The sequence below is a fragment of the Plantactinospora sp. DSM 117369 genome, from assembly GCF_053764795.1.
The window spans coordinates 4413113-4434524 of record NZ_CM132446.1; the positions used below are offsets into that span (position 1 = coordinate 4413113).

Genomic DNA, 21412 nt, shown 5'->3' on the forward strand with positions numbered 1-21412 from the left:
GCCCGCACCCGCGGGCGAGCGGTCATCCGGCGGGCAGGAACGGCAGCGGGGTCACCTGGTAGCCCTCCAGGTAGCGGGCCGGATCGGCGCCCAGCACCGAGCCGAGGAGGGTGCCGAAGACCTGCCGGAAGTCGACGGTCGCCTTGAGATCGCCGTCGTCCAGGTCGGTCAGGCTCGGCTGCTCGCCGTAGAGGCCGCCGGTCACCTGGCCGCCGAGCACCAGGACCGGGCCCGCGGTGCCGTGGTCGGTGCCGTCCGAGGCGTTCGCCCGGACCCGCCGCCCGAACTCGCTGTAGACCACCACCGTGACCTGCCGGCCGGCCTCGGTCTGGCCCATCCGCTCCACGAAACCGGTCAGCGCTTCGTCGAGCTGGGTCAGCAGCATCTCGTGCCCGACGATCTCGCCGGCGTGGGTGTCGAACCCGCCGAGGCTGACCGAGTACACCCGGGTCGGCACGTCGGCCTCGACGCAGCGGGCGACCAGCGCGAGCTGCGCGGCCAGCGCGCTCGACCCGCCGGTACCGGTCGCCGGGCCGGTCGGCCCGCTCTCGGCCTGGGCCGTCTCCCGGGAATGTCGCACCAGGTGCTCCACCCTCAGCAGGTCCGCGTAGGAGGCGGCGGCCCGGGCCTGCATCGCCGGCTCGCCCTGCTGCGGACCGCCCAGTGCCGCGACGAGGCCGGTGTCGATGCCGGACGGCAGCTTGAGGCCGCCGAGACTGACACAGGCGCCAGCCCGGGTCTCCCCGGCGAGCAGCGGCGGCAGCACCGGCTCGAAACTCACCGCCGTCTCCGGGGTCGCCTTGGTGCCGTCCAGCCAGCGCCCCACCCAGCCGCTGTAGATGGGCACCCCCGGCGACGCGGTCTGCCAGATGTCCATCGACCGGAAGTGGCTGCGGTCCGGCTTCGGATAGCCGACCCCGAGGACGACGGCGAGGCGCTTGGAGTCCCAGAGCCGCTTCAGCCCGCGCAGTTTCGGGTTGAGCCCGAGCGCGTCGTCGAGAGGCAGCACCTTCTCGGCCGGGTACGCCAGCTCCGGCCGCAGCCCGTGATAGTGGCGATCCGCGTACGGGATGACGGTGTTCAGGCCGTCGTTGCCGCCGTAGAGCGTGACGAGTACCAGTTTTCGGCCCGGGTCGGCCGGGGCGGCCTGGGACGACGACTTCTCCAGCAGCTCGGCGAGGCCCAGGGCGGCTCCGGTCGTCGCCAGTGCACCGGCACCGACGACACCGGAGGCGAGGAGGAAACGGCGTCGGGTCAGCGCGTCCATCTCAGGTCACCAGGTATTCCGGGCTCGACAGGCCGAGGATCAGCAACTGGCGGGGGTCCTTGACATCGCGGAGCACCTTGTAGGTCCGGTCGGTCCAGCCGTCCACGCAGAGGATGTGCGCCACGTCCTCCGGGGTCAGCCGTCCGGGTTGGTGCAGCCCGGCCAGCTTGCCGGCGAGATTCATCCTGACCTGGGCGGCGGCCGAGGTCAGCCAGGCGGTGCCGGCCGGCCACCCGCCGACGCTGGGCGGCGCGAACGGCAGCTGCCCGAGCGCGCGCATCCCGTGCACGATATCCATGGCGGTCTCGACCGGCAGGCCGCTGATCCGCAGGCCGAGCTGCCGCATCGCCCCGACCAGCCACTCCACCGGCTGCTTGACCAGGCTGTGCGCGGTCGCGCCGAAGGACTCGTCCTCGAAGAGCGCCCGCAGCATCGCCATCGGCGCGGGAAACGCCTCGGCCATCTTCTCCCGGACCCGCTCCGGAATGGGCTCGCTGTGCGAGGCGTACCGGAACCACATCCGGGTGGCGATGAACCGGGGGCACTCCGGTCGGGTCAGCAGCAGGTTGACCAGGCTGTGCGCGTCGAACTTGGCCGTCTGGCCGAGGATGGTCTTGCGGCCCGGATCGTGGCGCTTCCGGTCGAAGACCGGGGCCTCCTCCTCCAGGACCGTAAGCCAGCCGGTGAGCGCCCGGCCCGCCTCCCGGACGTCCCGCTCGGTGTACTGCCCGATGCCGAGCAGGAACAGCTCGAAGAGTTCCCGGGCGAGGTTCTCGTTGGGTGCGCCCTTCTTGTTGTGCTGCCCGTCCAACCAGTAGATCAGCGCCTGGTCGACGATCATCCGGTGGGCGAGGTCCACGATGTCACGGGCGCCGCGCAGGGTCCGGTGCTGGGTCAGCAGGTACTGGGCGCTTCGCACCTTGTCGACCGAGGTGGCCCAGTGCCCGTGCCAGAAGAAGACCAGCTTCTCCACGGCCTGGTGGCTCGCCACGGTCATCCGGTCCAGCCACCACCGTTGGATCAGCTCGGCCTGCGCCTTGCGCTTGATATCGGCCTGGATGTGCTGGGCCCGGGTCGGATTGGGCAGGTTGGCGTGCGGATCGGGGCCGAGCTTCGGCACCGGGGAGCTGGTCGCGCCGACATCCGGCCCGAGCGGAGCCAGCAGACCGGAGAGCGTCTCCGGGTAGCCCGACTGGCGCGCCGCGGCGAGCTCGGCCGCGGTCGGGCCGAACCCGGCCCGGCGCAGGAGCAGCGCGACGTCGCCGGTCATGAAGGCAACATAGGCGAGAAGCGGCGGCAGCGGCAAACCTCTGCCCGGCAACGGGATGACCAGCCGGTCCGGTCGAAACTGGATAAAGCGGAGCGCCACCGAGGCCGGCTGCCGCCCCGTCCCGCCGCTCCCCTAGGGTGCCCTGGTGCGACAGCGCGCAGCCATTGACAGAATGACTCACCCTACGGTCGATCGAGTCTTCCTCGGCAGCGTCCGGTGCGCGCTGCCCGAACAGGCCGGAAGAGACAGGTGACGACGACACGACCGCGTGGTGGCGGCGCCGGGGGCGGGCCGCCCCGGCCGACGATGCTGGTGCTGGGCACCGCCGAGTGGAGCGCGCAGATCGCGACGAACCAGCACTACGTGGTGCGGGAGTTCGCGCGGGACTTCGAGACCCACTTCGTCGAGTCGCTCGGCCTGCGCCGGGTCCGGTTCGACGCCCGGGACCTCACCCGGATCGCCCGCCGGGTCCACAACTCCGTCCGGGGGCACGCCGGGACCGCCCACCGGCCGGTACCGGAGCGGGCCACGATCGTCTCGCCGCTGATCGTGCCGGTGCACCGCCGGCCCACTCGGCTGGTCAACCGGCTGCTGCTGGAGCGGGCCGTCGCGCGGTGGCGGGACACCCCCCGGCCCCGGGGCCTGTGGACGTTCACCCCGGTCACCTACGGCCTCGAACGGTACGCCGACTTCACCGTCTACCACTGCGTCGACCTGCTGGGCGCGTTTCCCGGGGTGGACGCGGTCGCCGTCGCGGCCGGAGAACGCCACCTGGCCGGGCAGGCCCGGTGCGCCATCGCGACAAGTGACGCCGTCGCCGCGCACCTGGCGGAGGTCGGCTTCCCGGACGTCCGTACGCTGCCGAACGTCGCCGACGTCGACGTCTTCGCCGCGGCCAGCCGTCCCGCCGCGCAGCGCCGTCCGGCGGCGCTGTTCGCCGGAAACCTGTCACCGCACAAGCTGGACTATCCACTGCTCCGTGCCCTGGCCGATGCCCTGCGCGGCCGGGCCGAGCTGCTGCTGGCCGGCCCGGTCGCGGCCGGCGGTGGTGGCTTCGACACCGAGCTGGCCGAGCTGGAACGGCTCGGCGCGCGGTATCTCGGCGTGCTCGGCATCGACGAGCTGGCCGAGGTGGCCGGCACCGCCACGGTGGGCCTGGTGCCGTACGCCCTGAACCCGTACACCACCGGGGTCAGCCCGCTCAAGTGCTACGAATACCTGTCGGCCGGGCTGACCGTGGTGAGTACCGCCGTGCCGGACGTGGTCCGGGCGGCCCGGGGCACCGACGCGATCGGCGTCGCGGACTCCGCCGACGACTTCGTCGCCCGGGTGCTGCGCGCCATCGAGCCCGGGCCGGATCCGGCGATCGCCGCCCGGGTCGAGCACGCCCGCAGCTTCGGCTGGCAGGCCCGGGGCGAACTGCTGCGGAGCATCGTCACCGGAGCGGGCGGGGCGCGGCCGGCGCCGACGACGGGATCGTTGCATGCCTAGCCCGCTGCCCGCCGCCCGGCGGCTGGTCGACGGGCTCGCCACCGCCGCCGCCGATCCGGCCCGGCTCGCGGTGCTGGCGACCGTCGTGTTGGTCCTCGCCCTGCCACAGATCTACCCGCTGCCCCGGGGCAGCGTCGATATCGCCCTCGGCACGACCGTCGCGCTGCTGCTCGCCCCGGTGGTCCTGTTCGCCGCCCGGGGCGAACTGGTCCGCCGGCTGCTCCGGCTGGCCCTGGTCCGGATCGTGCTGCTCCTGCTGGCGCTCCGGCTGCTCACCCTGGCCTGGTCACCCGAGCCGCGCGCCGGGTTGCAGTTCATCACGCTGCTCGGCCAGTTCGTCGTCACGCTGGTGCTGATGTCGGCGGTGGCCCGCGGTGGCACCGCGCCGCTGCGCAGGCTGCAACTCTGGTACTGGCCGTGGGTGCTGCTCGAGGCCGGCCTGGTCGTCGCCTTCCGGCTGCTGCCCGGGCTGGAGGACGCCTTCCTGCACTCGATCGGCGGCTACTTCGCCGGCCAGAACACCGTCGCGGCACTCTTCGGCGACAACCCGAACAACGTGCTGGACCCGGCGAAGGCCGGTGGGGTGTTCATCAACGCGAACGTCGCGGCGATGTTCCTCGGGATCAACGGCCTCGCCGCGTTCGCGCTGGCGGCGCTGACCGGCGCCCGTCGGGTCCGGGTGGTCGGGGTGGTGGCGCTGGTCGCGGTGCTGTTCACCGGCTCGAAGTCGGCCACGGTGCTGGTGGTCGCGCTGCCGGCCGCCGCGTACGGCTTCCACCGGCTGCGCCGGTACGCGACCCCGGTGCTCCGGCGGTACCTGCTGATCGCCGCCGTACCCGTGGGCGCGGCCGTGGCCCTGCTGCTGACCCTTAACCGCGGTTTCCTCGACGCCATGCTGGAGGCGTTCGTCGGGCGTGCCGCGATCTGGCAGTTCGGCGCGGAGGCGTTCCGGGACAGTCCGCTGCTGGGATTGGGCTACGGCGGCTGGAACCTCGGCTTCGCCGCGTACGCCGACGAGCACGACATCTGGCGGGTCTTCCCGCCGCACAACATCCTGCTCGGGGCCTGGGCGGTGACCGGGATCGCCGGGCTGCTGCTCACCGTCGCGTTCTTCGTCGCGACCTTCCGGCTGGTCGCCCGGCTCCTCGCGGTCCACGGGCAGGCCCGGCAGGTGTACGTCGTCTGCGTCGGCGCGGCGCTCGCCTGGATCCTGGTGCAGGGGCTGGGGGAGAACACCGACATCTTCGGCGACATCCACCTGATCCCGATCGTCTCCCTGCTGCTCGCCTACCTGATCCGGCCCGTCACCGACGAGTCGTCCGCCGCCGAGTCGTCGGCCGCCGAGGAGTCACCTGCCGCCGAGGAGTCCGAGGACAATGTCAGCCACCCCGACCGTGGGCGTCGTACGACACCAGCCGTTCCGGCCGTCGGAGACGTTCATCACGAGCCAGGCCCTGGCGATGCGGAGCTTCCGGCCGTTGTTCGTGGCGAGGGATCCGGTCCCGAGCCTGCTGCCCACCGGCGCGGCTAGCCCCGCGACGGGGTCCGACCCGGCCGGTGCCACTCCGCAGGCCGGACCGGCCGGTGTCGCGTCGCCACCCGACTCGGTCAGCGTCGCCGACTTCGGCCGGGCCGCACTGCTGGCGTACACGCTGACCCGGTGGTCGGCGCCGTTGCGCCGGCCGCTGGCGGAACGGGGGACCGCGCTGCTGCACGCGCACTTCGGGGTGGAGGGCGTCTACGCCGCCCCGCTGGCCAGAGCGCTGGGCGTCCCGCTGGTGACCACCCTGCACGGCTTCGACGTGACCATCACCAAGTCCCGGCTGGTCGCGTCGAGGAAACCGTCCTGGCTGAACTACGTCGCCTGGCGGGGCGAGCTCTTCGACGTGGGCGCCACCTTCCTCTGCGTCTCCGAGCACATCCGGCGCAAGGCGGTCGACTGGGGCTATCCGGCCGACCGGCTCGTCGTGCTGCCGACCGGGGTGGACGTCGACCTGATCCCGTACGCCGGGGTCGCCGAGCCGCCCCGGATCCTGCACATCGCCCGGCTGGTGGAGAAGAAAGGGACGGCGGACCTGTTGCGGGCATTCGCGGCGGTACGCCGGGCCGTACCCGAGGCCGAGCTGGTGATCGTCGGCGACGGGCCGCTGCGGGAGCGGCTCGACGGGCTCGCCCGGGAACTCGACGTGTCGGCGGCGGTCCGGTTCCTGGGCGCGCGGTCGCACGCCGAGGCGCTCGACTGGTTGGGCCGGTCCCGGGTGCTGTGCCAGCCGAGCGTGACCGCGGCCTCGGGGGACCAGGAGGGGCTGCCGACGGTGTTGCTGGAGGCGGCGGCGAGCGGGCGGCCGGTGGTCGCGACCGCGCACGGCGGGATAGCGGAGGCGGTGACCGACGGTGAGACCGGCTTCCTGGTGGCCGAGCGGGACGTCCCCGCGCTGGCCGAGCGGCTCACCGCCCTGCTCCGCGATCCGCAGCTCTGCCAACGGTTCGGCGAGGCGGGCCGGCGGACGGTCGTCGAGCGGTACAACCTGCGCCGGCAGACCGACAGGTTGGAATCGCTGTACAGGACCCTCGGATGATCGAGTCGATACTGGTCTTCTCCCGGGCCACCCCCCGGCACCACATCGGGGGGATGGAGATCCTCTCCTGGAGCCTCGCCGCCGAGCTGGCCCGGCACGTCCGGCAGGTTCGGGTCGTCACCACCGCCGTACCGGGGGTCGACGGGCCGTTCACGGCGGACGGCGTCGAGGTGGTGCCGCTGGCCGGTACCCGACCCGGCCGCTACTCGGCCGCCTGGTGGCGGGAGTCCCGGGCCTACTGGACGTCGCTCGCCGCGCCGCCCGGGGCGGTGCTGTCGGTGAGCGCCGGGGCGTACGCGGTGGCCCGGGCGCGGGCGCGGCACCCGGGTACGCCCTTCGTGCTACAGGCGCACGGCACCTCGATGATGGAGATCAGTTCAAAACTGCGGGCCGGTAGTCCCCGGTTGCTGGCCACCGCGCCGAAGAACGCGGCCTGGCTGCTGCGGGATCTGGCCCGGTACCGGGACTTCGACCGGATCGTCGCAGTCGGTGCACGGGTGGTCGACTCGCTGGCCGCCCGGCCGCAGCGCTGGTTCGCCCCGGCGGACCGGGTCCGGCACATCCCCAACGGCGTACGTCCGGCGGACCACGCCGCGGACCTCCGGGCCCGGCGGGAACTCCGGGCGGCGCTCGGGGTCGACGAGCGGGTGACGGTGGTCGGCTGTGTCGGCCGGCTGCACGCGCAGAAGCGACTGGACCGGGTGCTGCGGGCCGCGGCGGTGCTGCGCGACCGGGGACACGCCGCCCGGTTCCGGTTTCTTCTGGTCGGGGGCGGGCCCGACGAGAGCCGGCTACGTGGACTGGTCCGGGACCTCCGGTTGGCGGACCTGGTCACGTTCGTCGGGCAGGTTCGGCCGGACGAGGTCGGGCGATACCACGCGGCCGCCGACGTGGCCCTGCTCACCACGGCCCACCTCGAGGTGGGGCTGCCGATGGCGATCCTGGAAGCGCTGGCCAGCGGGCTGCCCTGTGTCGTGTCCCGGGGCATCGCCGGGCCGGCGGCGCTCGACTCCGCGGTGCACCCGGTCGACACCGACGATCCCGGTGCGCTCGCCGACATCCTGCACGGCATGCCGCCGGTACCCGTACCGCGGTCGAGCCTGCTGCCGGACGAGCTGACCCTGGCGCACTGCGCCCGGAGCTATCTGGCGCTGCTCGCCGAGCTTCGAGGCCGGTACGTGGCACCGTGACCAGGATCTTCTTCCGGCTGGTCCTCGGCGGGGTGACCGGCAAGCTGCTCGGTCTGCTCCGCGAGGTCCTGCTGGCGGCGCTGTTCGGCGCCGGACGGGCGGTGGCGGCCAACCGGGTCGCGCTGACCGCCACGCTGATTCCGGTCAACTTCTTCACCGCCGACGCGCTGTCGGCCGGCTTCCTGCCGTTGTACGTGCGGTACCGCCAGGAGCGGCCGGCCATGGCCCTGGTGCTCTACCACACCGTACGGTCGCTGCTGGGCGCGTTCTCGCTGCTGCTCACCGTGGCGCTGCTGTTCGGCCGGGCGGCCTGGGTCGACCTGCTGGCGCCGGGCCTGGATCCGGAGACCGCCGCGCTCGCCGCCACGATGCTCGGGATAGCGGCGCTGTCGGTGCCGTTCTACGTCCAGTACGGCCTCTACACCCTGGTCGGACTGGCGCACGACGACGTACGCCTGATCAACATCCGCCCCTCGGTACAGAGCCTCGGCCTGATCGGCGCGACGCTGCTGGCCTACCTGACCGGCGACGTCGCGATCCTGGCCTGGGGCTTCACCGTGCCGTACGTCCTGCTCTGGGCCTGGGCCGCCTACTGGGTCCGGCGCCGGGGCTACCTCGCCGCGGTGGACGATCCGGGCCCGGCGCTCCCGGCCGGCACGGCCCGCCGGCTGGCGCTGGGGATGTTCTGGCGGCGGCTCCGGCCACTGCTGCTGATCCCCGTGATCCTCCAGGGGTCGATCGGGGTCGAACGTGCGGTCGGCTCGCTGCTCGGCATCGAGGTGGTCGCGGCGACCGAGTACGCCCGGTTCGTCGTCGACTCCTGCATGGCCCTGCTCGCCGCCCCGCTCGGGCTGGCCGGCCTGGCGTCGTTCGCCCGGATGGACCCGGCCCAGGTGGCCGGCGGGCTCCGGCGGCTGCTACCTCCGGTGGTCTTCGTGACCGTGCCGCTCTCGTTGATCCTCTGTCTCAACAGCACCGGCATCGTCACCCTGCTGTACGCCCGTGGCGAGTTCGACGACCAGGCGGTCCGGATCTCCGCCACGCTGCTGCTGGGCTTCGCCCTCGGCATCTGGGCGCAGGTGATCGGCTACACCCTGGTGAAGGTGCTCAACGCCCGGGGCCGGAACCTCCAGGTCGCGATCGTGATGGCGGTCTCGTACACCGCCGCCGCCGGGCTGAACCTCCTGCTGTTCCGGCACTGGGGGGCGTTCACCCTGGGCGCGGCGGCATCGGTCGGCGGACTGCTGATGTTCCTCGTCTCGGCGCGCCTGCTCGGGGTGCTCGGCTACAGCCTGCGGCTGGTCGCCACGCTGCTGCCCGGGGCGGTCGCGGCCGCCGGGCTCGGATACCTGCTCGCCGGTCCGGGCCTGCTGCGGCTGGTCGGCTCCTGCGTCGGGATCCTGCTGGTCTGGGTGGGCCACGCCGCGCTGGTGCCGGCGCTGCGCCGGACCTACCTGGTGGGCATCTGGGCCCGGGCGCGCGGGCTGGGTGTGCGGGACAGGCCCGGAAAACCCCGTGACCGTGACCGGACTCCGTCGGATGGAGCATCAGCATGAGAGCCGAAGAGGTACACGACCGGCAGGCGCGATCCGCCCCGGACGGTGCCGCCGTCGACGGGCCGGCGTCGCTCGACCATCTCGCCGACCGGTCGGTGGCGGTGGTGCACGAGTGGTTCGGCGCCACCGGCGGCTCGGAGAACGTCTTCCGGCAGATCGCGGCGCAACTGCCGCACGCCGAACGGTTCGTGCTGTGGAAGGACGAGGGAGTCGACGAGCCGGACCTTCGGGAGTCGTGGCTGGCCAGGACACCGCTGCGGCGTACCAAGGCGGTGGCGTTGCCGGTGATGCCCCTGGTCTGGCGGACGCTGAGCCGCGAGCGGTTCGACGTCGTCGTCTCTTCCAGCCACGCCTTCGCGCACACCGTGCGGCTGGGCGTACCGGAGCGGACCCGCTACCTGAGCTACGTCCACTCACCGGCCCGCTACCTCTGGAGCCCGTCCTTCGACGGTCGCGGCGCCAATCCGTTGCTGGCCGCCCCGAGAAGGATCCTGCAGGCCGTCGACCTGCGGCTGAGTCGGCACGTGCACAGCTACGCCGCGAACTCCCGCGAGGTGCGGGACCGGATCCGCCGCTACTGGGGCCGGGACGCTGTGGTGATCAATCCGCCGGTGGACACCGACTTCTTCTCCTCTCCGCCGGAGCCGGAGCGCCACCAGTCCCGGGAGTACCTGCTCGGGGTGGGGCGGTGGATCCCGTACAAGAACTTCGATCTGATCATCGCGATCGCCGGGGCCGCCCGGCTTCCGCTGGTGGTCGCCGGGTCCGGGCCGGAGGAGGCGAACCTCCGGCGCGCCGCCGCCCGGGCCGGGGTCGCGGTCAGCTTCGAGGTCCAGCCCGACCGGGAGCGGCTGCGGCAGCTCTACTGGGGCGCGAAGGCGCTGCTCTTCCCGGTCCACGAGGACTTCGGCATCATCCCGGTGGAGGCCCAGGCCTGCGGCACGCCGGTGCTGGGGCTGCGCCGGGGAGGTCTGCTGGAGACCGTCGTGGACGGCCGGACCGGGCTCCTCGTCGATTCCGTGACCGCGGCCGACTACCTGCCCCTGCTCCGCCGCCTCGACGAGCTGGACCGGGACCGGCTGGTGGCGCACGCCGCCGGCTTCTCCCAGCAGGCGTTCTCGGCTCGGGTGCGCCGCTGGATCGCCGAGCAGACCGCTCGGTGAGCGGCCGGCGGGCGGCGAGGCCCGGTCAGAAGACCAGCGTCTCGCGCAGGTAGGTCGCCACCCGACGCAGCTCCTGGGCACCGTTCTCCGGGGCGGTCATCCGGAGCACCAGTTGGCGGTCGACCCTGTCCTCGCTGGTACCGCTCTGGAAGTACGCCACCACGACCAGCCCGTGCCGCTGCTCGCCGTTCTCCTGCAGCGTGTTCGTCTCGAGGAACGCCGAGTTCTGGCCGCTGCGGATCCACCGCTTGCCCCAGGCCTCCTCGGCCTGCCGCATCGCGACCTGCTGCGCCTCGTCACAGGGCTGCGCGCAGTCCCGTACGACCAGCTCCCCGCCGTACTCCGGCTTGTCGCTGCCCGGCGGCACCCCGCAGTTGTACTTGGTGAAGCCCTGCGCCCGGCCGGAGAGCACGCACTGCCAGCTCGCCGGCACCTTGACGGTGAACGTCAGGCCCTCCAGGTCCGGCAGGGTACGCACGTTGTCCCGCTCGGTGAAGGTCGGCCACTTCGCCGGCCACGCCCCGGCGGTGGGCGGCTCCAGACCCGGCTGCAACGGCGGGTTGGTCGGTGCCGGCGGCGGCAGGCTGCTCGCGGTCGGCTTCGCCTCGGGCGGCGGGTCGTCGCCGCCACCGCCCGAGAGGCTCACGGCGAGGATGGTCCCGCCACCGGCCAGCACCAGCACGATCACCGCCGCGATGGCAATCCAGAGCCAGTTGCGCCGCGGCTTCGGTTCGGAGGGGACGATGTGCCGCACCGGTGAGTAGAGCGGGTCGTGCCCGGACGCGTTCGTCGACAGGTCGGCCGGGTATGCCCGCGGCATCTCCGGCAGCGGCTGCGGCGGCCCGGAGACCGAGTCCGGCGGCACCGAGATCTGGTACGGCGGTGCCGAACTCTGGTCCGGCGGCACCGAGATCTGGTACGGCGGTGCCGAACTCTGGTCCGGTGGCACGGAGACCTGGTGCGGCGGTGCCGAACTCTGGTCCGGTGGCGACGACGTCTGGTGCGGTGGCGACGACGTCGGGGTCGCGTTCACCGGCGGCGCCGGCTGTGGGGGCCCGGCCTGCCACGGGTTGGGCGGCGCCACGCCCGACGTCAGCCTGGTCGTGGGGGTGGCCAGTTCGTCGTCGTCCGGCACCGAGGAGCCGTTCGCCGTTCCGGCGGCCGTCGGCGAGGAGACGGCGGTGGTCTTCATGGTCGGGGAGTCGCCGTCGCCCAGTCCCTCCTGCGCGGGCCGGCACTCCATGCCCAGCGCCGCGAAGAGTCGTTCGCCACCCTCGGTCTCACTGGCGGCGTAGGCGACCCAGGGTGCGGGCGCGGCGAACTCGGCGTGCACGTAACGAGGACCGCCCGCACCGGGCTGCGCCAGCGCCTGGGCGGTGCCGACGAAAGCGTCCCGCCAGCGTTGGTCACCCGCGACGGCGGCGTCCAGCACGGCCACCGTGTACGAGTTGCCCTGCCCGTCGATGGCGGACCAGACGCTGCCTACCTGGCACAGGCTGACCGCCTCGATGAACTGGTACGGACCCACTGGCTGCATCCCAACCCACTTCCGCTTCGCTCTGTGCGGATCCTAGCGAGGCGAGACCAGTGCACCCGAGGCCCCTCCGGAGGCCCGGTGGTCGTGTCGTGCCCGCCGCAGTCGTCCGGTGATAGTACATGAGTACTGACTCAGGGTGTCGGGCGCCACAGGAGCGATGTGGACAGTGCCGGGAAGGTCGCCGAGCTGCTCAGCCCGGTTCCTGGTGGAGTTCGGCGAGCAGCCGCTCACCGGCGGGCCAGGGGCCGTGTCCGCTCGCGGTCTCGACATGTCCGACGTCGCCCGCGTCGAACAGCTCCGCACCCCAGTCCTCGGCGTACTCCATGAACTGTGCGAACGTCGTGTACGGGTCGGTACGGCTGGCCACCATGATCGACCGAAACGGCAGCCGGGTACGCGGTACCGGGCCGTAGACGCTGTCGTCCGGTGGACGGTTCGGGTCGGGTTCCCAGGCCGGGTCGAGGTAGGGCGGGGTGACGAGCAGGGCCCCCCGGACCGGGCCGGTGTGCCGGGCCGCCCAGGCCGCGACGGTGAGGCAGCCGGCGCTGTGTGCCACCAGCACCGCCGGGTCCGGTGCCGCGCAGACGGCCTCGTGCAGCGCGGCGACCCGGTCTGCCAGGGTGAACGGCGGACCGGGCGGATAGGGTGCCCACCGGTATTCCGGATGTGCGTCGGCCCAGCGTCGCAACCAGTGTTCCGGCTTCGGGCGACCGCGTCCGGGCACCAGCAGGGTCCGGGTCAGCGTCCGCATTCCAGGGTCGGTAGTCACACCGCCAAACTAGTCCTGGCTATCTCGGTGGCTCACGCGGCGCCGAACGGGGCAGAATGACCGGCATGACCGCGCCGACTCCAGACTGGATCCGCGTCCTGGCGTTCGAGAACACCGGTCGGCTGCACCCGGCGGCCGCGCTGCGCGGTTGACTGCGTGACCGGGGCATTGACTGGATGCCCTTCGACTCCGACGACGTCCGGTGCGGGTTGGCCTGCGGCCCCGGACCGGACGGCCGGTGGCGTGGCTGGTACGACGTCCGGGTGCGGGCGGAGGCCCTGCGCCGGCTCGGGTTGCATCCGGACCAGCCGACCTCGACGGTCACCGGAGCGTCTCCACCAGCGTGGTGGCACGCCGCCGCCGAGCGGGCCGCCCGCTGACCGGCGACCCGGACTGACGCGCGAGGGCCGCTGACCGTCGTCGGGCCGTCGGTCCGCTCAGCGGCTCATCGCCGCCAGCACTTCCCGGGAGGCCCGTTCGGCGACCCGGCAGGCCTCGGCACAGATCCGGCAGTGCTCGTGCATCTTGGCGTGCCGCTCGCACTCGTCCGCACAGGACCGGCAGGCGGTCGCGCACGCCTCCAACAGGCTGCGGCTGAGGTTCGCGTCGTAGCCGGTGTGCCGGGACAGCACCCGCGCGGTGGTGGAGCAGACGTCGGCGCAGTCCAGGTCGGTCCGGATGCACTTGACGAGCTGGGCGACGTCCGCCTCGCTCAGGCAGGAGTCCGCGCACGAGGTGCAGGCCTGGGCGCAGGCGAGCAGCGCGTCGATCGACCTGGCCAGCAGGTCGCGGTCGAGGTTGATCTCTCCCGGGTACGTGGCCAGCATGGGCCGGGTGGCGGCAGTCATTTCGCGTCTCCTCGCGTCGGCGGTCGGCTCCGCGTTCGGTGGCCGTCCATCTGCCGATACCCGGTGCCGCCGAGGTCCATTCGGGCTTCGGTCGACCGGTCGGCATCCCCGTGGCGCACTGTCGAGCTGCCCCGTTTGGGTGCCCGCCGACCCCGGAGCCGCGCTCCGCCCTTCGGTGTCCCGTCGGTGCCGCCTGCTCCCGCCTGGTGTCGCCTGCTCCCGCGCTGTGCCGCCCGGCCCGCCTGTGCCCGGTGCCGCCCGGGTTCCGCGCGCTGTGCCACCCGGTTCCGCTTTCGGTCGGGCGCCTAGACTTGGGTCCGTAGCGCCATGTTCCGGACTTCTCTCCGGAGGCGCCGTGTTCCGCGCCGATCTGCCGGCGACCTGCGGAGGAGCGGAGGAGGCGGATATGGACGCCGCAACGGGTGGTACCGACAACACCCCGTCCACCTTCGCCCAGGAGGGCACGGCACTGTTCCTGATGAGCGCCTGCCTGGCCGGGACCCGCTGCGCGTACGACGGTGGCGCCGCGAAGGAGGAGGTGGCGCCCGGCGCCGACGCCCGGGTCCGGCTGGTCTGTCCGGAGGTGATGGGCGGGCTGCCGACCCCGCGCGACCGTGCCGAGATCGTCGGTGGGGACGGATTCGACGTACTGGACGGCCGCGCCCGGGTGCTGACCCACCGGGGCGAGGACGTGACCGAGGCGTACCTGGCGGGTGCCCGGCGGACCCTGCGGATCGCCCAGGCATCCGGGGCGGTCGGGGCGGTACTCCAGGACTACAGCCCGTCCTGCGGCTGCCGGCAGATCAGCGACGGGACGTTCCGGCGGAACCGGATCGCCGGCCAGGGGGTCACGGCGGCCCTGCTGCTCCGCAACGGGTTCCAGGTCGTGGCGCATCACGAGTACGACGCGTCGGCGCCGTTCCCGTCCGCTCCGGCGGCGCCCCCGGAGTGAGCGCCGTGCCGCGCACCCGACAGGCGCCCCGGCAGGCGACCGTCGCGCGGCACCGGGTCGGCCGCGGCGACCGTTCGACGTTCCGGACCGACCGTTCGACGCCTCAACGCACGACCTGCGGATCTGCGCGCTCCCGTTACTGAAGCGTTACGGTGTACGGTTTGACTGCTCCAATGTTAGCGGTAACACTCGGCTCGCGACGTGATCGCGACCAGACCGTCGGGGCTGGCAGGAGCCATGCCCCAAGTAGGAGAGGTGGACATGCCGCCGGCCACGCATCCGCAGATCTGGTTCCTCACCGGGAGCCAGCACCTGTACGGTCCGGAGACCCTCGACCAGGTCGCGTCCCAGTCGCAGCAGATTCTGCGCACGCTCACCGGCTCCGGTCAGATCGTCGCGGACATCGTCTGGAAGCCCGTACTGACCGAGGCGTCGGCGATCCGCGCTGTCCTGCTGGAGGCGAACGCCGACCCCGGCTGCCTCGGCGTGATCGCCTGGATGCACACCTTCTCGCCGGCCAAGATGTGGATCACCGGCCTGGACGCGCTGCGCAAGCCGCTGCTGCACCTGCACACCCAGCTCAACGAGGCGCTGCCCTGGGAGTCCATCGACATGGACTTCATGAACCTCAACCAGGCCGCGCACGGCGACCGCGAGTTCGGGTTCATCCAGACCCGACTCGGACTGGCCCGCAAGACGGTCGCCGGGCACGCCTCCGACCCGACCGTGGTGGCCCGGATCGACGAGTGGGCCCGCGCCGCGCTCGGCCTCGCGCACCTGCGCAACCTCCGGCTGGCCCGGTTCGGCGACAACATGCGCGACGTCGCCGTCACCGAGGGCGACAAGGTGGAGGCGGAGCTGCGGTTCGGCGTCTCGGTCAACACCTACGGGGTCAACGACCTGGTCGAGGTGGTGGACCGGGTCGCCGACCAGGAGGTCGAGCGGCTGGTCGGCGAGTACGCCGACACCTACCGGCTCGCCCCCGAGTTGGCCAAGGACGGCGACCGGCACGAGTCGCTGCGGTACGCGGCCCGGATCGAGGCCGGGCTGCGGGAGTTCCTCGCCGAAGGCGGCTTCGGGGCGTTCACCACGAACTTCCAGGACCTCGGCGGACTGCGGCAACTTCCCGGGCTCGCCGTGCAGCGGTTGATGGCCGACGGCTACGGCTTCGGCGGCGAGGGCGACTGGAAGACCTCGACGCTGCTCGCCGCGGTCAAGGCGATGGGCGTCGGGTCTTCCCGGGGCACCTCGTTCATGGAGGACTACACCTACCACTTCGGACCGGGCGAACCGAAGATCCTCGGCGCGCATATGCTTGAGGTCTGCCCCAGCATCGCGAGTGGGCGCCCGTCGTGCGAGATCCACCCGCTCGGCATCGGCGGCCGCGAGGACCCGGTCCGGCTCGTCTTCGACGCCACTCCCGGTCCCGGGGTGGTGATCGGGATGGCCGACCTCGGCGAGCGGTTCCGCCTCGTCGCCAACGAGATCGAGGTGGTGCCGCCGGACGAGCCGATGCCCCGGCTCCCGGTCGCCCGTGCGGTGTGGAAGCCGGCGCCGTCGCTGAGCACCTCCGCCGAGTCGTGGCTTACCGCCGGGGGGCCGCACCACACCGTGTTGACCCAGGCGGTGGGCGCGGCCACGCTGCCCGACTTCGCGGACATGCTGCACACCGAGCTGGTGCTGATCGACGAGCGGACCACGACCGCGGACTTCCGGGACCGGCTGCGCTGGAACCAGGCATACCACCGACTCGCCCAGGGGCTGCCCGGCCGGGGCTGACCCTGACCCGCAGGGCCCGCGCCGGGGCAGCATCGCCCGGGCGGGCCCGCCCCGCCACCTCGCCGGCCGTCCCGTGACCCCGGGCCGGCGGCGGACCGGAAACCCGCACGCCGTACCAGGAAATGGAGGACCAGATGAAATTCGTCCGGCTCGCGGCGGTGGCCAGCGCCGCCACGCTCGCCGCCGCGCTCACCGCGTGCGGATCGAGTACCAAGACCGTGGACCAGGAGGCCGGCTCCGGCGACAACGCCGGGGCGCTCGTCGGGGTCACCATGCCGACGAAGTCCTCCGAGCGGTGGATCCACGACGGCAACAACGTCAAGGCGGGCCTGGAGAAGCTCGGCTACACCGTCGACCTCCAGTATGCCGAGAACGACATCCCGGCCCAGGTGAACCAGATCGAGAACCAGATCACCAAGGGCGCCAAGGTGCTGATCATCGCCTCGATCGACGGCACCGCCATCACCACCCAGTTGCAGAACGCGGCGGACAACAAGATCCCGGTCATCGCGTACGACCGGCTGATCCGCAACAGCCCGAACGTCGACTACTACGCCACCTTCGACAACTTCAAGGTCGGGGTGCAGCAGGCGACCTCGTTGCTGGTCGGGTTGAAGCTGAAGAACGAGGACGGCAGCGACGGCACCGCCAAGGGACCGTTCAACGTCGAGCTGTTCGCCGGCTCGCCGGACGACAACAACGCCACCTTCTTCTTCAACGGCGCGATGTCGGTGCTCCAGCCGTACATCGACAAGGGCACCCTGGTGGTCAAGAGCGGGCAGAAGGACTTCAAGACCGTCGCCATCCTGCGCTGGGACGCCGGTACGGCGCAGCGCCGGATGGAGGACCTGCTGACCAAGACGTACAGCGGCGGCACCAAGGTCGACGGGGTGCTCTCGCCGTACGACGGGCTGTCGATCGGCATCCTGTCGGCGCTGAAGAGCAACGGCTACGGCACGTCCGGGCAGCCGTACCCGGTCGTGACCGGGCAGGACGCCGAGGTGGCCTCGGTGAAGTCCATCATCGCCGGTGAGCAGTACTCGACCATCTACAAGGACACCCGGCAGCTTGCCGAGGTGGCGGTCAAGATGGCCGACGCGGTGCTCAAGGGGAGCAAGCCCGAGGTCAACAACGAGAAGGACTACGACAACGGCAACAAGGTCGTGCCCTCCTTCCTGCTCGATCCGGTGATCGTCAACAAGGCCAACTACAAGGCCATGCTGATCGACACCGGGTACTACAAGCCGGAGCAGCTCCAGTAGTACGGTCGCGGCGGTCGCCCCGGGTCGATCCCCGAGGCGGCCGCCGCGCCATGCCGGCCCGACCGGTGACACCGGCCCACCCACCGACCCTGGAGGCGATCCGTTGGCATGACCGACGACATTCTGCGGATGCGGGACATCACCAAGACCTTTCCCGGGGTACGGGCCCTGCACGAGGTCAGCCTCTCGGTGCGCCGGGGTGAGATCCACGCGATCTGCGGCGAGAACGGCGCCGGGAAGTCCACCCTGATGAAGGTGCTGTCCGGGGTCTATCCGCACGGCTCGTACTCCGGGGAGATCTTCTTCGACGGCGAGCCCTGCGAGTTCGCCGACATCCGGGACAGCGAGCGGCGCGGGATCGTCATCATCCACCAGGAGCTGGCGCTCTGCCCGCAGCTCTCGATCGCCGAGAACATCTTCCTCGGCAACGAGCGGGCCAGCCGTGGCCTGATCGACTGGAACCGGACCAACCACGAGGCCGCCGAGCTGCTGGCCCGGGTCGGGCTCTACGAGAACCCGGTGACCCAGGTCAGCGACATCGGCGTCGGCAAGCAGCAGCTCGTCGAGATCGCCAAGGCGCTCTCCAAGCGGGTCCGGCTGCTCATCCTCGACGAGCCCACCGCGGCGCTCAACGACCGGGACTCGGCGCACCTGCTCGACCTGCTGCGCGGCCTGCGCGACCAGGGCATCACCTGCGTGATCATCTCGCACAAGCTGAACGAGATCGCGGCGATCGCCGACCGGATCACCATCCTGCGGGACGGCCGGACGATCGAGACCCTGGATCCCGAGTCCGACGAGGTGACCGAGGACCGGATCATCTCCGGGATGGTCGGCCGGGACCTCGACCACCGGTTCCCGCCGCGCGAGCCGCGGATCGGCAGCGAGGTGCTGCGGATCGAGGACTGGACGGTGCACAGCCCCAGCCAGCACGGCCGGGTGGTGGTCTCGAACGCCAACCTCACGCTGCGGCGCGGCGAGATCGTCGGGCTGGCCGGGCTGATGGGCGCCGGCCGTACCGAACTCGCGATGAGCGTCTTCGGGCGCTCGTACGGGACGAACATCTCCGGCCGGCTGGTCAAGGACGGCCGGGAGATCAGCGTACGGTCGGTGCGGGACGCGATCCGGCACGGCATCGCGTACGCGACCGAGGACCGCAAGCGGTACGGCCTCAACCTGATCGAGGACATCAAGCGGAACGTCTCGGCCGCCGGCCTGACCAAGCTGGCCCGGCGCGGCTGGGTCGACGACCACCGGGAATACCAGGTCGCCGACGAATACCGGGCCAGCATGAACATCAAGGCGCCGAGCGTGCTGAGCGTGACCGGCAAGCTCAGCGGCGGCAACCAGCAGAAGGTCGTACTCTCGAAGTGGATCTTCACCAATCCCGACGTGCTGATCCTCGACGAGCCGACCCGGGGCATCGACGTCGGCGCCAAGTACGAGATCTACTCGATCATCAACCGGCTCGCCGACGAGGGTAAGGCCATTCTGGTCATCTCGTCGGAGCTGCCCGAACTGCTCGGCCTCTGCGACCGCATCTACACCCTCTCCGCTGGCCGGGTCACCGCCGAGGTGCCGCGCGCGGAGGCGACCCAGGAGTACCTGATGCGGTACATGACCAAGGGCCAGGCCGACCACGGCGACGCCCGCACCAGCTCGGACGACCCGGGTCCGGCGGACGCCGCCGGCCGGCCGGGCGACCCGACGAACGGACAGGAGTAGACCTCGATGAGCGCCACCGCACCCACCAACGCCGACGTCGCGGTGAGCGGGCCCGGTCTCGGTGAACCGTCCGCCCCGGCCGGCGGCTCCGGCCGCCGGCTGTCGGTGAACCTGCGGCAGAGCGGCATCTACGTCGCCTTCGCGCTGATCGTGCTGCTCTTCTCGGTGCTGACCGACGGGGCACTGCTCCAGCCGCAGAACATCTCCAACATCGTCGTACAGAACTCGTACGTGCTGATCCTGGCGATCGGCATGATCCTGATCATCATCGCCGGGCACATCGACCTCTCCGCCGGCTCGGTGGTGGCGGTCACCGGGGCGATCGCGGCGGTGCTGATGGTCGAACACGACGTACCGTGGCCGCTGGCCCTGCTGATCACCCTCGTCGTCGGCGGGCTGATCGGTGCCTGGCAGGGCTTCTGGATCGCCTACTTCGGCATCCCGGCCTTCATCGTGACCCTGGCCGGCATGCTGCTGTTCCGGGCGCTCACCCTGACCGTCCTGGGCAACCAGGGCATCGGCCCGTTCCCGGACCCGGTGCGTACCCTCGCCAACGGCTTCACCGAGGGCTACCTGGGCAACGTCGGGCTCGGCCCGCTGGGCGGGGCCGACCTGTTCAGCCTGCTGGTCGGGATCGCGGCTATGGCCGGCATCGTGCTGGTGCAGTGGCGTAGCCGGGTGGCCCGGCTCGGCTACCAGCAGAGCGTCGAGCCGCTGCCGCTCTTCGTCCTCAAGCTCGCCCTGGCCGGCGTCGTGGTGATGACGGTGATCGTGCAGCTGGCCCGGTTCAAGAACCTGCCCTGGGTGCTGATCCTGCTCGCGGGGCTGATCCTGGCGTACTCGCTGCTGACCAACCGGGCCGTCTTCGGCCGGCAGATCTACGCCGTCGGTGGCAACCTCCAGGCCGCGACCCTGAGCGGCGTCAAGGTCAAGTCCGTGATCTTCTGGATCTTCGTCAACATGGGCGTACTGGCCGCGCTTGCCGGGGTCATCTTCGCCGGCCGGCTCAACCAGGCCGGGCCGACCGCCGGCAACGCCTTCGAACTCGACGCCATCGCGGCGGCGTTCATCGGCGGGGCGGCCGTGCAGGGCGGCGTCGGCAAGGTGGTCGGGGCGATCACCGGTGGCCTGATCATGGGCGTCATCAACAACGGCATGTCGTTGATGGGTGCGCCCAGCGAGCGAGTGATGCTGGTCAAGGGCGCGGTACTGCTCGCGGCGGTGGCCTTCGACGTCTGGACCAAGCGGCGCGCCGGAGCCTCCCGGTAGTACCGGCTTCTCGTCGATCGGGCAGCGCGGGCTCGTCGTCGGTCCGGTAGCGCGCTCGTCGTCGGTCCGGCTCGTCGTCGGTACGGCGAGCCGCGCGGCGTCGGAGGGCCATGGCGCTTACGGTGGAAATCCGGACGAACCATCAGGATCGTGGTGGCGCCGGAGCTGGGCGTGCCCGATGCCGTGCGACCCACTCGGGAGTCGGGAGGCGGGCCGGTGGCCGATCCGGGACGCGCCCCGGCGAGCGGGCCCGCACCGGGGAATCCCGACTGAGATGGACTGGGCTGGATGGGCACTGTTCGGTGTGGTGGCCACCGCCGCGCTGACCGCGGCGATGATCACGGCGCAGCTCGCCGGGCTCACCCGGGTCGACCTGCCGCTGATCCTCGGCAGCCTGGTCACCGAGGACCCGGACCGGGCCCGGGTCGCCGGGTTCTTCCTCCACCTCCTGGCCGGTCAGGGATTCGCGCTCGGCTACGCCGCGACGTTCGCCCTGCTCGGGCGGGCCACCTGGTGGCTCGGAGCGCTGCTCGGCGTACTGCACGTCGGCATCACGCTGACGGTGTTGCTACCGCTGCTTCCGGGCGTACATCCCCGGATGGCGTCGGCGCGGGCCGGTCTGTCCAGTACGGCGGTGCTGGAGCCGCCGGGCCTGCTGGCCCTCAACTACGGCGTGCAGACTCCGCTGGTCACGGTGGCCATGCACGTCCTCTACGGGTCCGTCCTCGGCCTGCTCCTCCAGGCCCGGTGAGCCG

The 21412-nt window shown here is 71.9% G+C and carries 18 protein-coding genes; 13 read left to right on the forward strand and 5 right to left on the reverse strand.

What is annotated here, in order from left to right; genetic code table 11:
* Window positions 1–22: 22 nt before the first annotated feature.
* Together ACSMXO_RS19065 and ACSMXO_RS19070 are read right to left on the reverse strand one after the other, a co-directional pair.
* Window positions 23–1267: a DUF1501 domain-containing protein gene (locus ACSMXO_RS19065; RefSeq protein WP_346257412.1), complete on the reverse strand. Its 1245-nt coding sequence runs from the start codon at window positions 1265–1267 to the stop codon at window positions 23–25.
* Window position 1268: 1 nt separating this feature from the next.
* Window positions 1269–2537: a DUF1800 domain-containing protein gene (locus tag ACSMXO_RS19070; RefSeq protein WP_455418793.1), complete on the reverse strand. Its 1269-nt coding sequence runs from the start codon at window positions 2535–2537 to the stop codon at window positions 1269–1271.
* A 249-nt stretch (window positions 2538–2786) separates the two neighbouring features.
* On the opposite strand from ACSMXO_RS19070, the gene ACSMXO_RS19075 reads away from it, so the two are divergent.
* The 6 genes from ACSMXO_RS19075 to ACSMXO_RS19100 are packed head-to-tail and all read left to right on the forward strand — an operon-like array spanning window position 2787 to window position 10516.
* On the forward strand, window positions 2787–4028 hold the full coding sequence (locus tag ACSMXO_RS19075) for a glycosyltransferase (RefSeq protein WP_455418794.1): 1242 nt from the start codon (window positions 2787–2789) through the stop codon (window positions 4026–4028).
* Complete coding sequence (locus ACSMXO_RS19080) at window positions 4021–5559, forward strand: O-antigen ligase family protein (protein ID WP_455418795.1); 1539 nt, start codon at window positions 4021–4023, stop codon at window positions 5557–5559. The genes ACSMXO_RS19075 and ACSMXO_RS19080 overlap by 8 nt, the downstream gene beginning before the upstream one ends.
* Entirely contained in the window at window positions 5513–6607 is a 1095-nt protein-coding gene (locus ACSMXO_RS19085) for a glycosyltransferase (RefSeq protein ID WP_455418796.1), read from the forward strand. The genes ACSMXO_RS19080 and ACSMXO_RS19085 overlap by 47 nt, the downstream gene beginning before the upstream one ends.
* Window positions 6604–7797 (forward strand): glycosyltransferase family 4 protein, encoded by a 1194-nt coding sequence (locus tag ACSMXO_RS19090; protein WP_455418797.1) that lies wholly within the window; start codon window positions 6604–6606, stop codon window positions 7795–7797. Before ACSMXO_RS19085 ends, ACSMXO_RS19090 begins: the two co-directional genes overlap by 4 nt.
* Window positions 7794–9353, forward strand: a complete 1560-nt coding sequence (locus ACSMXO_RS19095; RefSeq protein WP_346257418.1) for a lipid II flippase MurJ — start codon at window positions 7794–7796, stop codon at window positions 9351–9353. Before ACSMXO_RS19090 ends, ACSMXO_RS19095 begins: the two co-directional genes overlap by 4 nt.
* Window positions 9350–10516: a glycosyltransferase gene (locus tag ACSMXO_RS19100; RefSeq protein WP_455418798.1), complete on the forward strand. Its 1167-nt coding sequence runs from the start codon at window positions 9350–9352 to the stop codon at window positions 10514–10516. Before ACSMXO_RS19095 ends, ACSMXO_RS19100 begins: the two co-directional genes overlap by 4 nt.
* 25 nt (window positions 10517–10541) lie before the next feature.
* On the opposite strand, the gene ACSMXO_RS19105 is transcribed toward ACSMXO_RS19100, so the two are convergent.
* Window positions 10542–12053, reverse strand: a complete 1512-nt coding sequence (locus ACSMXO_RS19105) for a hypothetical protein (protein ID WP_455418799.1) — start codon at window positions 12051–12053, stop codon at window positions 10542–10544.
* Between the two features lie 190 nt (window positions 12054–12243).
* On the reverse strand, window positions 12244–12822 hold the full coding sequence (locus ACSMXO_RS19110) for an RBBP9/YdeN family alpha/beta hydrolase (RefSeq protein WP_346257421.1): 579 nt from the start codon (window positions 12820–12822) through the stop codon (window positions 12244–12246).
* Window positions 12823–12998: 176 nt separating this feature from the next.
* Between ACSMXO_RS19110 and ACSMXO_RS19115 the strand changes: the two genes are divergently transcribed.
* Window positions 12999–13202, forward strand: a complete 204-nt coding sequence (locus ACSMXO_RS19115; protein ID WP_346257422.1) for a hypothetical protein — start codon at window positions 12999–13001, stop codon at window positions 13200–13202.
* Window positions 13203–13259: 57 nt separating this feature from the next.
* Here ACSMXO_RS19115 and ACSMXO_RS19120 read toward each other — a convergent pair whose 3' ends face one another.
* On the reverse strand, window positions 13260–13670 hold the full coding sequence (locus tag ACSMXO_RS19120; protein WP_455418800.1) for a four-helix bundle copper-binding protein: 411 nt from the start codon (window positions 13668–13670) through the stop codon (window positions 13260–13262).
* Window positions 13671–14076: 406 nt separating this feature from the next.
* On the opposite strand from ACSMXO_RS19120, the gene ACSMXO_RS19125 reads away from it, so the two are divergent.
* The 6 genes from ACSMXO_RS19125 to ACSMXO_RS19150 all read left to right on the forward strand — a co-directional run bounded on the left by ACSMXO_RS19125 (window position 14077) and on the right by ACSMXO_RS19150 (window position 21408).
* Window positions 14077–14622, forward strand: coding sequence for a DUF523 domain-containing protein (locus tag ACSMXO_RS19125; RefSeq protein WP_455418801.1), 546 nt, complete (start codon window positions 14077–14079; stop codon window positions 14620–14622).
* Window positions 14623–14859: 237 nt separating this feature from the next.
* Window positions 14860–16401 carry an L-arabinose isomerase gene (araA, locus tag ACSMXO_RS19130; RefSeq protein ID WP_455418802.1) on the forward strand — a complete coding sequence of 514 codons (1542 nt, stop codon included), beginning with the start codon at window positions 14860–14862 and terminating at the stop codon, window positions 16399–16401.
* A 134-nt stretch (window positions 16402–16535) separates the two neighbouring features.
* Window positions 16536–17663, forward strand: coding sequence for a multiple monosaccharide ABC transporter substrate-binding protein (gene chvE, locus ACSMXO_RS19135; RefSeq protein WP_346257426.1), 1128 nt, complete (start codon window positions 16536–16538; stop codon window positions 17661–17663).
* Between the two features lie 108 nt (window positions 17664–17771).
* On the forward strand, window positions 17772–19388 hold the full coding sequence (gene mmsA / locus ACSMXO_RS19140) for a multiple monosaccharide ABC transporter ATP-binding protein (protein WP_455418803.1): 1617 nt from the start codon (window positions 17772–17774) through the stop codon (window positions 19386–19388).
* A 6-nt stretch (window positions 19389–19394) separates the two neighbouring features.
* Entirely contained in the window at window positions 19395–20657 is a 1263-nt protein-coding gene (gene mmsB / locus ACSMXO_RS19145) for a multiple monosaccharide ABC transporter permease (RefSeq protein ID WP_455418804.1), read from the forward strand.
* A 274-nt stretch (window positions 20658–20931) separates the two neighbouring features.
* Complete coding sequence (locus ACSMXO_RS19150; protein ID WP_455418805.1) at window positions 20932–21408, forward strand: hypothetical protein; 477 nt, start codon at window positions 20932–20934, stop codon at window positions 21406–21408.
* Window positions 21409–21412: the final 4 nt, after the last annotated feature.

Excerpts from the sequence above, each read along its gene's own strand:
- ACSMXO_RS19065 (WP_346257412.1), bottom strand. The coding sequence starts at position 1,267 with ATGGACGCGCTGACCCGACGCCGTTTCCTCCTCGCCTCCGGTGTCGTC.
- ACSMXO_RS19070 (WP_455418793.1), bottom strand. The coding sequence starts at position 2,537 with ATGACCGGCGACGTCGCGCTGCTCCTGCGCCGGGCCGGGTTCGGCCCG.
- ACSMXO_RS19080 (WP_455418795.1), top strand. The coding sequence starts at position 4,021 with ATGCCTAGCCCGCTGCCCGCCGCCCGGCGGCTGGTCGACGGGCTCGCC.
- ACSMXO_RS19090 (WP_455418797.1), top strand. The coding sequence starts at position 6,604 with ATGATCGAGTCGATACTGGTCTTCTCCCGGGCCACCCCCCGGCACCAC.
- ACSMXO_RS19100 (WP_455418798.1), top strand. The coding sequence starts at position 9,350 with ATGAGAGCCGAAGAGGTACACGACCGGCAGGCGCGATCCGCCCCGGAC.
- ACSMXO_RS19105 (WP_455418799.1), bottom strand. The coding sequence starts at position 12,053 with ATGCAGCCAGTGGGTCCGTACCAGTTCATCGAGGCGGTCAGCCTGTGC.
- ACSMXO_RS19115 (WP_346257422.1), top strand. The coding sequence starts at position 12,999 with ATGCCCTTCGACTCCGACGACGTCCGGTGCGGGTTGGCCTGCGGCCCC.
- ACSMXO_RS19120 (WP_455418800.1), bottom strand. The coding sequence starts at position 13,670 with ATGACTGCCGCCACCCGGCCCATGCTGGCCACGTACCCGGGAGAGATC.
- ACSMXO_RS19125 (WP_455418801.1), top strand. The coding sequence starts at position 14,077 with ATGGACGCCGCAACGGGTGGTACCGACAACACCCCGTCCACCTTCGCC.
- araA (WP_455418802.1), top strand. The coding sequence starts at position 14,860 with ATGCCCCAAGTAGGAGAGGTGGACATGCCGCCGGCCACGCATCCGCAG.
- chvE (WP_346257426.1), top strand. The coding sequence starts at position 16,536 with ATGAAATTCGTCCGGCTCGCGGCGGTGGCCAGCGCCGCCACGCTCGCC.
- mmsA (WP_455418803.1), top strand. The coding sequence starts at position 17,772 with ATGACCGACGACATTCTGCGGATGCGGGACATCACCAAGACCTTTCCC.
- mmsB (WP_455418804.1), top strand. The coding sequence starts at position 19,395 with ATGAGCGCCACCGCACCCACCAACGCCGACGTCGCGGTGAGCGGGCCC.
- ACSMXO_RS19150 (WP_455418805.1), top strand. The coding sequence starts at position 20,932 with ATGGACTGGGCTGGATGGGCACTGTTCGGTGTGGTGGCCACCGCCGCG.